The 15,119-nt window shown below is 27.9% G+C and carries 12 protein-coding genes and 1 pseudogene; 6 read left to right on the forward strand and 7 right to left on the reverse strand.

The window, feature by feature from the left end; genetic code table 11:
* Positions 1 to 173 precede the first annotated feature (173 nt).
* The gene (locus ACIQ56_RS07435; RefSeq protein WP_397600439.1) at positions 174 to 1,220 is read left to right on the forward strand and encodes a hypothetical protein; all 1,047 of its coding nucleotides are present in this window, start codon (positions 174 to 176) and stop codon (positions 1,218 to 1,220) included.
* Positions 1,221 to 1,294: 74 nt separating this feature from the next.
* Here the strand turns inward: ACIQ56_RS07435 and ACIQ56_RS07440 are convergent, their stop codons facing one another.
* From ACIQ56_RS07440 to ACIQ56_RS07455, 4 genes are all read right to left on the reverse strand, one after another.
* On the reverse strand, positions 1,295 to 1,660 hold the full coding sequence (locus ACIQ56_RS07440) for a hypothetical protein (RefSeq protein ID WP_397600440.1): 366 nt from the start codon (positions 1,658 to 1,660) through the stop codon (positions 1,295 to 1,297).
* Positions 1,638 to 3,185: a hypothetical protein gene (locus tag ACIQ56_RS07445; RefSeq protein WP_397600441.1), complete on the reverse strand. Its 1,548-nt coding sequence runs from the start codon at positions 3,183 to 3,185 to the stop codon at positions 1,638 to 1,640. Before ACIQ56_RS07445 ends, ACIQ56_RS07440 begins: the two co-directional genes overlap by 23 nt.
* Before the next feature lie 253 nt (positions 3,186 to 3,438).
* Positions 3,439 to 5,514: a hypothetical protein gene (locus ACIQ56_RS07450; protein ID WP_397600442.1), complete on the reverse strand. Its 2,076-nt coding sequence runs from the start codon at positions 5,512 to 5,514 to the stop codon at positions 3,439 to 3,441.
* Between the two features lie 352 nt (positions 5,515 to 5,866).
* Positions 5,867 to 7,237, reverse strand: a complete 1,371-nt coding sequence (locus ACIQ56_RS07455) for a hypothetical protein (RefSeq protein WP_397600443.1) — start codon at positions 7,235 to 7,237, stop codon at positions 5,867 to 5,869.
* Positions 7,238 to 8,026: 789 nt separating this feature from the next.
* On the opposite strand from ACIQ56_RS07455, the gene ACIQ56_RS07460 reads away from it, so the two are divergent.
* The gene (locus ACIQ56_RS07460) at positions 8,027 to 8,641 is read left to right on the forward strand and encodes a hypothetical protein (protein WP_397600444.1); all 615 of its coding nucleotides are present in this window, start codon (positions 8,027 to 8,029) and stop codon (positions 8,639 to 8,641) included.
* 7 nt (positions 8,642 to 8,648) lie between these two features.
* The gene (locus ACIQ56_RS07465) at positions 8,649 to 9,164 is read left to right on the forward strand and encodes a hypothetical protein (RefSeq protein ID WP_397600445.1); all 516 of its coding nucleotides are present in this window, start codon (positions 8,649 to 8,651) and stop codon (positions 9,162 to 9,164) included.
* Positions 9,165 to 9,367: 203 nt separating this feature from the next.
* On the opposite strand, the pseudogene ACIQ56_RS07470 reads toward ACIQ56_RS07465, so the two are convergent.
* A pseudogene (locus ACIQ56_RS07470) lies at positions 9,368 to 9,895 on the reverse strand (IS6 family transposase).
* Between the two features lie 447 nt (positions 9,896 to 10,342).
* Here ACIQ56_RS07470 and ACIQ56_RS07475 point away from each other — a divergent pair.
* Positions 10,343 to 11,371 carry an SGNH/GDSL hydrolase family protein gene (locus ACIQ56_RS07475; protein WP_397600446.1) on the forward strand — a complete coding sequence of 343 codons (1,029 nt, stop codon included), beginning with the start codon at positions 10,343 to 10,345 and terminating at the stop codon, positions 11,369 to 11,371.
* A 198-nt stretch (positions 11,372 to 11,569) separates the two neighbouring features.
* On the opposite strand, the gene ACIQ56_RS07480 is transcribed toward ACIQ56_RS07475, so the two are convergent.
* Positions 11,570 to 12,061: a hypothetical protein gene (locus tag ACIQ56_RS07480; RefSeq protein ID WP_397600447.1), complete on the reverse strand. Its 492-nt coding sequence runs from the start codon at positions 12,059 to 12,061 to the stop codon at positions 11,570 to 11,572.
* Positions 12,062 to 12,664: 603 nt separating this feature from the next.
* On the opposite strand from ACIQ56_RS07480, the gene ACIQ56_RS07485 reads away from it, so the two are divergent.
* A complete protein-coding gene (locus ACIQ56_RS07485) occupies positions 12,665 to 12,790 on the forward strand; it encodes a hypothetical protein (protein ID WP_397600448.1) in 126 nt (41 codons plus the stop codon).
* A 367-nt stretch (positions 12,791 to 13,157) separates the two neighbouring features.
* Positions 13,158 to 13,667, forward strand: a complete 510-nt coding sequence (locus tag ACIQ56_RS07490) for a hypothetical protein (RefSeq protein WP_397600449.1) — start codon at positions 13,158 to 13,160, stop codon at positions 13,665 to 13,667.
* 247 nt (positions 13,668 to 13,914) lie between these two features.
* Here ACIQ56_RS07490 and ACIQ56_RS07495 read toward each other — a convergent pair whose 3' ends face one another.
* Positions 13,915 to 14,955, reverse strand: coding sequence for a BLUF domain-containing protein (locus ACIQ56_RS07495; protein ID WP_397600450.1), 1,041 nt, complete (start codon positions 14,953 to 14,955; stop codon positions 13,915 to 13,917).
* Between the last annotated feature and the right edge of the window lie 164 nt (positions 14,956 to 15,119).

Below are 15,119 nucleotides of genomic sequence, written 5' to 3' on the forward strand. Positions count from 1 at the left end.
GCAACTTGCTCTGACAATTTTAAAAGTCTATTTTCCATCTCCATTTAAATCTCCTCCTCAAAAGGAGATTTAATTCTGGATTTATGCTTTGTAAAAATCACTTATTGGGAGGACACTTTGCCAAAATACAAAATAACCAAAAAAACGAAATATTTATTAAAGGAAAGTGATATATGTCTTTTTATAAAAAATCATATCTATTAAGCCTTGCTTTCGCGAGTCCATGTATCAGTCATGCCCAAACGGCAAATGAAAACGATTCGTCTAAACCAAAATTAGGTGAATTAACATTTTTTCAAGACGAAAATACTTTTTATAATGACGTTTCTTTATCATTTGCTAAAGAAACATATAAAGAAGAATATACAAGTGGAAGTACATATACAATTAGTTATAATGGAAATTATGAGAAAAATACAACTTCAATGACAGAATTTTTATCCTATTCCTTTAAAAAAAATCACGCTATTGGTTTAGAACTAAGTTATGGATCCGTAAATTATAAATATAGCTACAATCAAAGATATTATGATTTTTTTGATAAACAAGATAGGGATATTAATAGGACTAATTTAACAGCAAATAGCAGTGGACTTTATAATCCTATATTTTCTTATAAATTTAGACTTATCGAACAAATTAAAAATGACAAACCAGTCAATTTAGATCTTTTAGCTAAATTTTCCCCAAATTTATTACCAGCTAAAAATGTTTCTTATGATGAAAATAACAGCAAAAATGGAACGGTTGCTTCTGGAAATACTTCAATTATAGTAGGCGCTGCTTTAAGCCAAAAAATAGAATCCTTTTGTTGGCTTGTAAATGCTAATTTATTTTACGTGGGAGAAACTAAAAAAACAGAAACAGATAATGATTCAACAAGTACGTCTGATCCTTTTATTGCATTTTCACTAGCTGGCAATGGCCAATATTATTTTAATTCGGTAATTGGTCTTGATTTTGGAATTGCTCATCAATTTACACCTGAAATAACAATTAAAAATGACAAAAGAACCAGTAAATATGTTTTTGAACCAAGAAATTTAACAAAAATATCTTTAGGTTTAAACGTAAATGCAATTGAAAATAAATTAAACTTATATACTGAATTAAATGCGTATGCTGGAAATGATTATAATGAAAAATATTATAATACAAACTATACCGTTAAAGAAACTCTAGGAAGAGAAATTATTGTAGGCGCTAAATTTATTTTTTAATTTTGAATATTATTTATCAACTTCTAAAAATTTATAATGCGATAAATATCATCGCATTTTATTCTCATTTCACTCTAGTTTTTTTCTGTAGTAGGGCATGAACTCTCCTGATTTTTAAATAACTTTCTTCTGAAATATTGTTTCATCATATCATACATCGTTTTATTATCCTCCATGTAGGCATTTTGTGAATTTTCATTTTTAGTTTTTTTAATTAAATATAAATAATTAGCATAGGTTCTCGCTGCAGAATTCAATGAATAATATTGAAATAAATTTCTATCATCAGTCCAATCTAAATTTGCTAAATAAAGCGCAGAACCCAAATTGTTGCTTCTTAAAACATTGTTACCTTTATCAACAATTTTATAAACATCTTCCGAATTCCATTTATTTAAATCCCATTTAAATTCATCCCTACATCTTTTTGAAGAGAACAATAAGCGTTTTTGCCCAATCCCAACTAGAACCACCATTTTTTACTAAATTTGAATAATAGCAAGTATTTGGTTTCAAACCTGTATATCCGTAATTAGAAAAAAAGGTTTTATTATGAAGATTAAAGTAATTTATATATTCACCTGATTCTTTTTGTGAAAAGGAATAAGCAAAATAATCCTTATCTGGATATATAGTATAATTTGTTATTGGATTGTCCGAAGTCACTCTTTTCCTTCCAATAGCTGCAAAATCATTTAAAATATTTATTCCAACTGAAAACTGAATGAAGGGAGGAGAAATATTTTTCTTTATTTCTTTATAATTTTTAATTATTAATGCGGGTTTCTCTTTTAAATTTTGTAATTTTTTATCCGTTAAAGTTGTATAATAATAATTCGATAAACTCTTTTTAATGCCAACAACACTACTCTTTGAGTTTACTAAGGCGTGTTCATCATCAGATATTTTAGTAAATTTCCAAAATTGATCTTGTGAATTTAAATCGCAAATTCTCATTCTTGACATGAATTCAACTTCATGTCCTTTATAATTTATCGTAGTCAAACAATAATATTGATAATTTTTACCGTCATAAATTTCTGAAATAAGTTGCCCTAATTCCGAATATATCCAATCCTTTTTTACACTTTTATTATCGCAATTTTCTAAATAAACATAGTCTTTGTAAGTTGCTAAACAATAATTATTTACACCATGAGCCATCACAATAATTTTTGTTGCATTTTGAGAAAATATTTCATTTGGCATTTGTACTTTTTCATTCTCTTGATTTTTTGCAACTAAACAATTTGTATTGTGATCAGTTGACTCTCTTTTTTTTCTCATAAAATTTATCTGTGAAGATTTAACTTGTGGTGCGGGAGGAACGACCAATTCACATTCAATTCTTCTATTTATCGAATTCACCTCTTGCGCATTGGGAACATTTCCGATCGGATAAATTCGCAAATGATTCGTCCTTGGTCTAGCAGCATAATTTGGATTATTTAGAGTTTCTCTTTCAACGTATCTATTTTCGGTAAAATCATACTCGTACCTTCTTGCCAATACGATACTCTCACGAGGAATGCGATCAAGAACAGCAAACTCATTTCCTTCAGTATAAAATCGATCTAAACTTATTAAATTTTGACGCTGCTGAGGGGTATTTGCAATATCATTTAAAGCTCTACTATATGAATCAACAACACTAATAAAATTATGTTGAGGAACAATTTGATAAACATACAATCGATTTGCCCAAATAGATCCGTGATCCAAAAATGGGGAAACTAAATCTCGTGTTAATTGAATGGCATAATCACTGCTTTCATAGGTGCTAATAAAAGCACTTGGATTTTGTCTTTGCGCACTTGCTACTTCAATTAAACTGTCAACTGGAGATAATAATCCCGAATATAAATGCTCGGATAAATCTCTCGATCTTTGAACTCTTCTTCCCCCACCCCTTTCAAATCCAGATTCAAAAATCACTTGAGGTGAGGTAACAGTCGCGCGATACACAAATTGCGGAATATACTCTTCTTCAGCATCATAATCATCTGAATCTATTTGATCCGGGTTTAATTCTTCTCTTGGAATGTTTATTTCAATAATTTTATTTTATTTTCTCGCATAACAAAAATCACTAAAACTTATTGTTACTATATTTATTATTATAAAAGTGGCTAAATATTTAATTATATTTTTCCAATTTTTTTCCATGTTTTATTAACCTCAATTATTAATTTAATCATATTATATATATATAAATTATTTATTCTCTTGATTTCTTAGTTGCAGAAGAGTCAATTTTATAGATTCCACTAAAGTGATCATATAAAGAGGCAAAAGCAAAAAGAGTTGATTCATTTTTAATTTGAATTCCTAATTTTTCTTTCATTTTTTCGATAATAGAATATTTATCAGCATATATTGAAGCTGGAGAATTTAATGTAAAATTTTGCAAATAGGAAGTATCATCTGTCCAACCTTTTTCATTCGCTGTATAAGCATATGAATAATCGCTATTTTTACGCATGATATTTTTTCCATTATCAAATATTTCGTATTGAGTTCCTTTCCTTTCTTTTTGAAAAAACCATTGAAACTTTACTTCTAATTCATCTTGATTTGAACAATAATCATGTTTTATGTCTCCCTTTGAATTCCCCCCCCCTTCTTCATCTAAAGTTGAATAATAACAAACTTGCGATCCTTTATTATCATTTCCATAATTTGAAAAAAGAGAGTGATTATGTGCATTATAAAAATTTCGATATTCTTCTAATTCTGAAATTTCATCGAAATAAGCTGTTCCTGTATATTTTGGATAAAGTGTTAATTTTTCAAATCTATATTTTTTATTAATCATATCATAATAATCATGTAAAATATAATGTTCACTCATTCTAAATGAAATAATGCGTTTCTTTTCTTTCATAATAAAAGAAACTTCAAATTGAATTAATGGGAATGAAATATTTTCATTTATTTTATTATGACTTAAAATTAATAGATTATCATCTGTATGATTATCTTCTAAGTAGAGATAATAATTGCTCCCTAATTTAACATTTTTTCCGGATTGCGAAATCAAATTTATTTGAGAAAGGTTATTTTCTATAAAACTCCAATGTTGCTTATCATTTGTTAAGTCACAAATTTCCATCTTTAAATAATTTGAAGAATCTTGATTTTTTTGTTCGGAAAGACAAAAGTACTGATCATTTTCACCATCATTAATTTCTGCTATGAGTTGCCCAAATTCTGTATATAACCAGTTATTATTGGCATATTGAATATTACAATCATCAACATAAATGTACCTCTTATAAGGTACCAGACAATAACTGTTACCTATTTTATCTTTCACTTGAATTTGAATCGCATTATTTTTAAATAACTCTTTTGGCATTTTAATTTGTTTACGTTTATATAACTCTGAAAAATTACATCGACTTTCGTTGGATTCTCTTTTCAATCTAATTGAAGATACTTGACTTTCTGAACGAAATGGAACTTCACAACCAGAGTAACGATACATAAAATTAACATTCTGAGAGTTAGGTATCGTGCCTATGGGATAATCATTCGAGTGTAAAGCTGGACGGAGATTGGCATCGAAATAAGAATTTGAGATCGTTTCAAGTTGTTCAAAGCGTTTCGTTTCCAGATTATAACGAAACAAGGTAGCAGAAATAAGAGATTGAGCAGGGATAGAACCTAATGCTGCATATTCCTGTTCAGAGTTATAAAAGGTATTCAACATTCTCAAATTTATATATTTATCTTTATTAGAATTTGTTATTTCATTTTGCAATTCTCTTTCGTAGGTGTCTGCCACGCTTATGAAATTTTCTCTTGGTACAATTTCATAAATATAAAAATCCCGGCGGTAATAGGGATGCAATGGAGAATTTTCATACGAGTTTAATATATTTATTGCACTTTGATAGGCAATTTCACGATTGGAAGTTGTGCTAACAAACGAACTTGGATTTTGTGTCTGTAGAAAAGAATTTTCTTCAAAATTTAATTCCGGAAATAAAAAATGATAAATAAGATGATATGAAAGATCATTCCTATACAGTTCCTTTCTATTATTTCCATTCCATACTCTCTCAAAACCAGTAAGAAATAATAAATTTGGCTGGGTTACTGTTGCCCTATAAACTACTTTAGGAACTATTTGTTTACTTAATTCTCTTTGAGAATGAGGTTGTAACACAAGATTGGTTTTATTTTGATCTATCGCATACAAACTTTTTGTGCCTACAAAATAGGCCAAGCTTATAAATAGAGATGATTTGATCATTTTTGTAGTTTTATTTTCCATAAATATTATTTTCATTTGATTATTCTTCCAAATTATAGATTAATTATATATTTATAATTATTATTTGATAAAAATCAAAATAAATTATGAAACAGTTCTGTGGAAAAAATAATATATTATATTGTTATGTAAATTTCAATCAAAATAGATATATTTATAATTTTATAAGAAGAATTTTATTAAATGGTAAAATGACATTAATTAAAAATCAACTCAGTTGATTCATATTTCAAAACCGACAAGTCATAACATTTCTAAAAATTGTACAATTTTCTAAAGTACCAGCTAACATTTGAGTATGGTTTATTCCAAAAAAGACCAAGTAGAATACGAACTTTGAGCTGGTAGAGGAATAGAAATTTAAAAACTAAAACTTATAAAATGCTGTTAAGTACCCCATTATCGCATTATTCTTATTAATATTGCCATTATTATCTTTAAATAAATTTTGATTCGATGTGTGGTAAGCAATATTAATTCCTGTTTCAAAAGTTTTAACTGCATAACCAAGATATCCGGCAACTTGATTTATTTTATAATCTGGATTTTTATCACCTTTTAAAGTAACATTATTTCCAAATTGAACATCTTCTAAAGAATAAGAAATTGAATATGTTAATCTATCTCTTTTTTGTATCATATTTGTTAAATATCGTAAGGAATCTGCAGATACACTTATTCCATATAATTGAAAAGATTGAGAGTCATCATATATTAAGGAACCATCACTATTATTAGAAGGATCATAATTAAATTGTCCACCTCCCGCAACAATAGCTCTTTTATTTTTTCCAATTTGTTCATTTTCATACCAAAATGCAACGCCATTATCAGATAATAGACCTTTATCTCCAAAAATATCAGAGTCATTATACCAAAGAGAAGCTTCAGTATGCTTAATATCATTTGCTGTTGTTAAGTTACCACTGGAGTCTTGCGCACTGGGAGCGTCATCTTGAAATCCATGCATCGCGATAAAATTTAATTTTTTATTTTTATTTATTTTGTAGGTAGCATCTATTTTTGCAAAATATCCTCTGGATTTACTAAATGAATCTTTTCCCCAATTCGAATTTAATGAAGCTCCTTTTGATCCCAACCAATTTGCATTTCCAGAAGATACGGATTGTTGCCTAATTCCTCTGATATTATTAAAATTTGCTAAAGAAACATTTATTTGCGATCCTTCTTTAAATTGAATAGACTCTTCAACAAGAAGACCATCTTGGCGACCATATTTATTTGGTATGTAAGCAATATCTGGTGCTGTACTCATAGCACCACCAACACGAATGCCTCCTAAAATAAATTTCGTAACAAATTGAATTTGATTAAATTCATGACGCATGAATTCCAGACTTAAATCAGCTCTCCGGATTGCAGTTAAACCTGATTTTCCATCTAGATTATTTCCATTAAATTGAACTTCGAAACGCCCCTCTGCAATTCCGCCTTGAACTTTCATTCCAAATCTCAAACGATTTGCTTCATAATCAGGTGTATTACTTCTTGTGGAATCAATTAAATTTGCATTAAATTGAATTAATCCATAAGCACTCACAATACTTTTTGTTTCTTCTAATTCTGACTTCTTTGAAATTTCATCCGAAATAAGATTATCGGGTTTATCTAAATGTTTTTCTCTTTTTTTATCTTGAGAATAGACGGTTGGATAAAGAGACAAAATAATGAATGAAAATAATAAATTAAATTTTTTTATATCTGTTCTTAATAACATATTTATGAACCTCAATTTATAAAATTTCTATAATTTTAAGAAGACACTTAAAACACTATTGATAATGATACTTATTATCAATAGTGTTTGTTTATCAAAATAAAATGAATATGCAAGCTCATTTATTTTAAAATTTTTAAAAATATGGTAGCAACAAAAAGTATAGCAATTCCTTTTATCATTTTACTTTGGTATAAAATTATGCAAAAGTATTTCAAAAAAAGACAACGAATTCATATTATGATTTTATTTTTTTTGTATTTGTATTCAATCCATCAGAAAGGAATTGCTTCACAACCTTATGGAGATAGTCATTCTCTTGAAATTTTTTTTTAGAAAATAAATATTTTCCTCAGGTTTTTGGTACAAAATATGAAAGACCAAAAATCCCGTTATATGATGTCTATAATGATAATTATGAAAATAATTTATACAAAACTTTTCCAATCGAATTAAAGTGTATTTATAAATCAAATTGTTTTGTTAACTTACAAGCAGTTGAAAGTTATGGAGATTTTAAAATTAGAGGATTTGTAAAAAGAGTTTATGGCCAAAGAAGAGTATTTAATATCTTAATTAAAATGTTTAAAAATAATAAAAAATTAAATTTAAGCAATACGACAATAATATTTCATCACCTGAATGGCATGCAAATTATTAATAATTATCATGGTGTTATAGCTTCCCCGTTATTAGCTATTGACTACAATAAGCCTATTTTATATTTAAATTTTCCTATTGAGAAAAACTTATATTATCAAGTATGTAACCTTGATTATGGATATTGTAATGAAAAAAAAACAATTATTTGATCATTTTTTAACGAATAACTTTATCCATTATTTAAAATTTTGGAAACTAAATGATTATAAACAACTTGGTGCAAACGCAAGTATATCTTATACAAAAACATTTCAAAAAAATAAAACGATTGTGGATGCTCAAACTTACGAATATACGGTTGCAGGAAAATTAGGTTATAAAAAAAATATTAAAATTGGTGATAATATGAGTGACTATAACGCCGAACTAAATTTACAGTTTAAATATGGTTTTACAAGAGCAATATCACAGCTTACATCCGAATCAAGTTCATATACCGTTAATTTTATAAGCAGAAATAATAAACCAATGGTTGGTGCCGAGTATATTTTATACAAAGGTGTTTATTTAGAATATCCTTTCATAGATAAATTTCTCGAAGATTTAAATCAATCGATTCATTTTAAAGATGAATTTAAATTTACTAACATTCTTAGCTTCGAAGATATGAATCCCAATTCAGAATATAAGTCTAAATGGATAACGTCAGGTAGTGCGGATCTTGAAATTGATAACTTAAATGAAAACAAAGATAAATTTAAAGTAACAAACTGGACTCCTACAGTTTCTTTAGAAAGGTAATTTGTTCATGAAAATTTATTTTATTCTTAAGGTAATAATCATTTTAAATTCATATCTTATTATGAATAGCGCAAATGCTGCATTCGAAATCATTTTTTATGCAAGAGACTGTACACAAGTTAAATATAATGGGTTTAATGTCAAATACAATAAAATTTATAAAGGTTATGTTACTTCACCCATTTTTGATGGAAGATCAAATACCTTTGAATTTAAAAGTATGGATATGAACTTTAAAATATTTTTAGAAGACACAGGAAATTGGGCGTTAAATGCATATTTAGGATCACCCGATTTAAATGAAGATGAAGGGCCCTATATAAAATTAAACAAAACTCAAATTCAAGTTCATGGAATGTATCCAAAAATATTAATGTATTCCAATCATGATGGTATTTATATTTTAGACCAAGACAATAACATATTTGAATTAATGAACTGGGGGCATAATGCTTTAACTGGAAATAAAATATCCCATCATAATTTAAAAATTGACTCATATGATTTTGCAAAATATCAATAAGAAGTAATATATAAAAATTTAATTCATTTTTAAAAAACAAGCAAAATTTATAATTCATATCACTTTCCTAGAAAAATTTCTCCTTACAAATTTTTCTTTGCCACTAAAATTAGCTTTTCTAGAAAGTTCTCTCTAACGGGTTATTTGCAAGTTTTTGTCACAGAAATAAATTAATTAAAATTTATTCAGATAAATCAAGTCAATCATCGTCTTCTAGACGCAAGCATGTGATGAAGTTCTATTCCGCACAAAGTAGCTCTTGCAGATTTAAGTGAATTAAACCACAACATGGGCTTCACTTTCTTTTTTATAAATCGATGGTCTTGTTCTATCATGTTGTTTAGATATTTATTTTGTCTTATTTTGATCTGAAAATTTGATTTATAGTCATGATTTATGTTATTTAACGCGGCTGTATTTGAACCACTTTTGTCTATGTTTACTTTTTCTGGTTTAGCAGAAGAGTGAATTGCCTATTGGAAAAAAAGTTTAGCAGACGATGCATCTCTATGTTTTAAAAGGTGAAAGTAGATCGTTTGTCCGATCTTATCCACCACCCTATACAGATAGTGCCATACCCCTTTTACTTTGATGTAAGTTTCATCCATTCTCCAAGATTTGCCTACAGCCTTCTTATGACTTGCAAACTTCTTTGCTAATTGAGGGGAATATTCCACAATCCATCTCTGAAGAGAAGAGTGATCTACTTCTAAACACCGTTCTTTCAACATTTCTTCCACCTGTCTGTAACTTAATGGGTAAACACTGATATTAAAATGATGTCTGATTTAAAGTGTTCCATTTAAAATCCATCCTTGGTTCCCTTTTAGGTAAAAGTAGAACTCTCCTCCTAACTCATCTGGAATCTTTTTGCGACAGAACCAATTATGCTATTTCTGAAATTAAATCAATTGATATATATAAATCTATTTTTTCTTTAATTTACTTTATTTTATTTTATTTTACATGTGTAATTGTTAATGATAAAAAACATCAAAGAAATATTGATTTATTTAAATAATTAAATATAGTCTCTCTTCATTTAAATTATTTTGAATGAGAATTTGTATTTAAATTATCTTTTTATAAAGGGTTTTATGAAAAAAATCATCGTATTCATTTTCTTATGTGCTTCTAATATATCATTTTCCTCAGGTCTTAAAGGAGAGCTTTATGTAATGGGAGATAGTCTTTCTGACACGGGTGCCGCACTTGGCGCTTCAAATATGATTCTGAATTCCCCTGATTTAAACAATGTGAAACCGTTACTTTTTTTCTTTGGTATTAATCAAGTTGCACATGAAATATCGTTAGGTGATCAACCTTATTATAAAAAGAGATCTTTTACAGATGGAGAAGTTGCAATAGAGGTTTTAGCAAGAAAGCTTGATAAAAAAATAACTCCCGCATTTAATCTTTCGCACCTAGAATATAAGATCCCTTTTTTAGATTTCATACCACCAATTAAATTTTCTGAAATTCGTAAAAAAGGAAATAATTATGCTATAATCGGTGCAAAGGCTGCAATGGGATCTTCTAAACTGGATCAGTATTTATTAAATTATATTAGCTTAGAAAAACAAGTAGATGCTTTATTAAAAGATCATCAAACTGAAATTAAAAGTAAAGATGATGTCTTTATTTTGATGATAGGTTCTAATGATATCATATTTGCAGAAAATTTCACGAATATATATGATGCGGTAACGGGTATTCACAACGCACTATTGAGACTATATAATTCTGGTGCAAGAAATTTTATGGTATTCAATGCACCAGACCCTAGTAAAACTCCTCAATTTGCAAATGATAATATTAAGAAAATAGAAGTTGCAAATTTTACTGAATATTTTAATTCAGAATTAGATAAAAAGTTGAAGAAGTTTATGAGTAATCATTCCGATGCAAAAGTAATTGATGTTAATTTACACAAAATATTTCAAGATTTATTGAGCGATGCTAAAGCGAAAGGAATGAATATTTCAGAGGCTTGTATTTCAAATATTGTCAATCAAAATTATGCACAGAAAGATATAATTGATATAGTAAAATCAGGTAAATTGTCATCAAGTTATAACATTGGTTGTTCTGAGGACAACATGAAAAAATATTTCTATTTTGACTCTTTGCATCCAACAAAATGGGTGCATGAAGAGCTTGGGAATAAAATGTATGAAATGATAGGTTCTGTCGCAGAAATAAATTAATTAAAACTTATTCATATAAATCGAAAGCATTTCCTAAATTGACATTTTAAGCAGAAATTAAGACTTCAAAAACATCATCCCAATTGTGGTTCTGTCGCAAAAAATATAGAAGACTACCAATGGATGAAAGCCGAAATTAGGCTTTTTGAAAAATCTCTACCGTGTCCTTGTTACTTTGCAACAGATCCGCCGCTACAACTAATAAGCTGGTCCACCATCATTTGGAAATTCTTTATAGTTCCAGTTAGGGCACACAGAGTTTTTTATGCTTCCATCTGTGTCTTTATAATTAACACTCACATATCCCCATACTGAGTAAGGAATGCTTGCACCCGAAGCGCCAACATGTGTATAATTCGTCCCCCATTTTTCTGTACAACTATTTTTAAGAGCAGTGCAGAATTTTTGAGCATCATCAAAGTTTTTATAAACATAACTTACATCTAAAACAGAATGAGCGTATTTATTAAGTTTAGCAACTCCATCTATCCATGTGCCTTGCGTACTTCCGGATGATCCCTGATTTTCAAAGCCAGGAACTCCTTTGAGATTTTTAGGACCTGGTGCCCAATCAGCTGGGTCGTTATCATTCACACAAAATAAATAGGAACCCCATTCGCTAGCTTGTGAAGTTACTTGAATAGAAACCGATACGATCAAAAAAGATGCATAAAATAAAGATTTTTTCATAAAAATTTCACTCTACTATAAAGAGGTTTTTAAATGTTACATTAAGTATTCAATGCAACGTTTATCTTTAAGCAATATGAGTGCCAATATTTTAAATTTTCATTTAAGAGGATTTTTATAAAAAGATATATAAAAATTTATAAATAAACGTTTACTTAATTAATTAATTTCACAGTAATATATTTATTTCTAAGAGATTAAATTTATATTTGCATAAATAATATTTTACATTTTCTATAACTGCTGTTCAGTCTTTTCAATTATTTATGATTTCAAGATTTTTGAGTAACATTTTACTTCATTCTTCTTTTAAAAGAAGAAGAAAGGGTTCTGTTGCAAAGATATTAAAGTAACAAATTATCTAGTAGACATTTTTCAAAAAGCCTATTTTCGGTTGTCCCTATTAAAAACCACTAAAATGAAAAAATACCTTTTAAATTCAATAATAAGTCAACCTTGGTATACAAAATCGGGGATTCTTGCATATAATCCAGATATGTCATTTTTTTTATAATATTAAACAATAATCATCACTTGATTTAGAAGTTTTGGATTTGTTAGAACTTGTTTGAAAGGTCTAATTCACCAACCAAGGAGGCTCAAATGGCAAATCAAATAACCTATGAAATTATCTCTTTGTCTACATTAGGCACATCATCTACATTTGAATCGGCGCAAGATATTCTTAAAAATTTAAAGCCATTTATTTTGATAAAAAAAAGAAGGTGATTCGGAAGTTGAAATAAAAAGATTTTTTACAGAATTTGAATGTGAATTTGAAAAAGAAAGGCTTGAAAAAAAGCTCTAATATGATGAATATTGTCTTCTTAATATTAAAAATCCCTATTTCTGTTTTATACAGTTAAGTATATGATTTTGTTTTTATAATTTGAGTTTAATTTTTTGACGGTGAAACTGATTAATTTACATAATATAAATTAATGTTCGCTTGAAAAAGCAATAATTATAAATTTACCGTTTTAACTTTTACTTTAATAGCAATAAAAAAATTATACTATTTGTTGAAAATTAAATATAAATCATATATAAATACTTCGGTTTGTTTTTTTATTATATAAAATATGTAGGTGTGCTTATGAAAAAAATGTTTTTGAAATCTATCTTCATCTCAAGTTTATTTACACTTTCCTCCTATGCTGACAATGAGGTTCAAGATTATGTATTTTATGTTATTCATGATAGTGCACAAAGTAAAAACATAGATGGAATACTCGTCAATGTTGTCGCCAATATTCAATGTAACACTTATACAAAAATACTTTCAATAAAACATTTTAATATTCAGGAAGAAGAAAATAATAATTATCTGGATATTCCTGTAAAAAAAGGAGAAGATTGTCAATTAAATATAACACAATTTGAATTTAAAAAACCGAACGAAGTTTCAAGTATTGTATATAGTGCAAAAGTAGGAGAAAAGTTTAGCATGCCCCTAAACTATGATCATCCTATTAAAATTAATGAGCAGATAGAATATTCGTTTGAATCAACACCAGTTGATGGCAAAGTTTATAAAATGGATTTAAAAGCTGTAACAGTGGATAACCCTGTTAAATTGTTTCCTGAGCTTTCCATAAGTTATTGATAACATTTGTAATTGCAAACTTAATTTAAGAAGCCTATTGACGGTAAAGCAAAATTTGATTTTTAGTCTCGCATGAAATATTTTAAGGGCTTACTGAGCTAGGCTGGAGATCTTAAAATAAAATTTAGATTCAGGAAGGTTGAAGGCTTACGAGAAGCTCGCCTCTGGCTCCAGAGGTAACAATACAAGTTGGGTAACTCTATGTGTTGCGGCGCGCGCACTCATCGGAGCATGGGCGCTGCAACAGCTAGGTCTTAAAACCCCAAAAGGACTTATTTTTTTTATAATTATCAAGGATTTTTTCTTTTTCAATCTTATTTGTTAAATCTGATTTTATTGAGTAAATATTTCTTTTTGATCTTATATCTGCTTTAACAAATGTCCAATTGTGTAATACTGAATTTTTTACATCTTCAGTCATAAGAAGACAATACGAAGATTTTCTCGTAAGAGACTGCAATCTCTGAGAAATATTTACAGATTTCCCTATTAAAGTATAATCTGACTTATTTCCAAAATTAAATACTCCTTCTAAAACTTCTCCTTTTGAAATTCCAATGCCAATATAAATATATTTTTCTGGGTCTTTCTCAGAATATGCTAATCTAGTTTCCTGAAATTTACTTAAAATAGTTAAACAACATTCAATCACATTATCAGCACTTTCACTATCAAAGTAGACTAATAATCCATCACCTAAAAATTTATTTATAATACCATTTTTATTTTCTACTTCAATTGAAATTATAGTTAAATATTTATTTATTAGTTCTGAAAGTTTTAATGGAGAAAGAATTTTTGAGAGATGAGTAAATCCAACAATATCAAAAAAAATAATTATTTTTTCAATTTTTTGGGGTACGGATTTTAATGGATCTATTCCTTCATTTATTAAATTCATCATATTTGTTTGAGTAAATTTAGAAAGTAAAAAATTCGAGTATCTTGAATTATGAGCTAAATTTTTTAAATGCAAAATTAAAGACCCGTCAATTTTATCAGCATCTATAAACTTCATTGACCAATCTGGAAATTTTCTATCTTTTACAAACTCTTCATTGCTAATTATTGTTATTTTTCTATGCCTTTGATCATTTTTGATTTTGCCAAAGCAAATACTTACCTTTTCAAAATCTCCTTCAAGAATTTGAAAAAAAATACCATCAAAATACATTAGTATTCCAGTTAACATATCTCTTTCATTATTTTTAATTGCTTTTTCTTGTATTAACTTTAAATCTTCAGGTTTAATATCAATTCCACTACTTATATAAGCCAGCCTTTTCATAAGTCTCCAACCTTATTTAGGTTAAAATTTTATTTATCAAGCATTAAATAAAATTTAATTAAACTCTTTGTATGGTATGATCCCCGAAAAGTGGACTGTTAAATTTCATAATTTTCTTCATATTCTAAAGGTGCGTGATAATCAAGGGCAGAGTGAGCACGGAT

Origin of the sequence: Silvanigrella sp. (assembly GCF_044369315.1) — a bacterium.
Lineage (GTDB): Bacteria > Bdellovibrionota_B > Oligoflexia > Silvanigrellales > Silvanigrellaceae > Silvanigrella.

Coding starts and splice junctions, on each gene's coding strand:
- ACIQ56_RS07485 (WP_397600448.1), top strand. CDS start 12,665: ATGGCAAATCAAATAACCTATGAAATTATCTCTTTGTCTACATTAGGC.
- ACIQ56_RS07480 (WP_397600447.1), bottom strand. CDS start 12,061: ATGAAAAAATCTTTATTTTATGCATCTTTTTTGATCGTATCGGTTTCT.
- ACIQ56_RS07490 (WP_397600449.1), top strand. CDS start 13,158: ATGAAAAAAATGTTTTTGAAATCTATCTTCATCTCAAGTTTATTTACA.
- ACIQ56_RS07450 (WP_397600442.1), bottom strand. CDS start 5,514: ATGAAAATAATATTTATGGAAAATAAAACTACAAAAATGATCAAATCA.
- ACIQ56_RS07475 (WP_397600446.1), top strand. CDS start 10,343: ATGGGAGATAGTCTTTCTGACACGGGTGCCGCACTTGGCGCTTCAAAT.
- ACIQ56_RS07460 (WP_397600444.1), top strand. CDS start 8,027: ATGAAAAAAAAACAATTATTTGATCATTTTTTAACGAATAACTTTATC.
- ACIQ56_RS07435 (WP_397600439.1), top strand. CDS start 174: ATGTCTTTTTATAAAAAATCATATCTATTAAGCCTTGCTTTCGCGAGT.
- ACIQ56_RS07465 (WP_397600445.1), top strand. CDS start 8,649: ATGAAAATTTATTTTATTCTTAAGGTAATAATCATTTTAAATTCATAT.
- ACIQ56_RS07495 (WP_397600450.1), bottom strand. CDS start 14,955: ATGAAAAGGCTGGCTTATATAAGTAGTGGAATTGATATTAAACCTGAA.
- ACIQ56_RS07455 (WP_397600443.1), bottom strand. CDS start 7,237: ATGTTATTAAGAACAGATATAAAAAAATTTAATTTATTATTTTCATTC.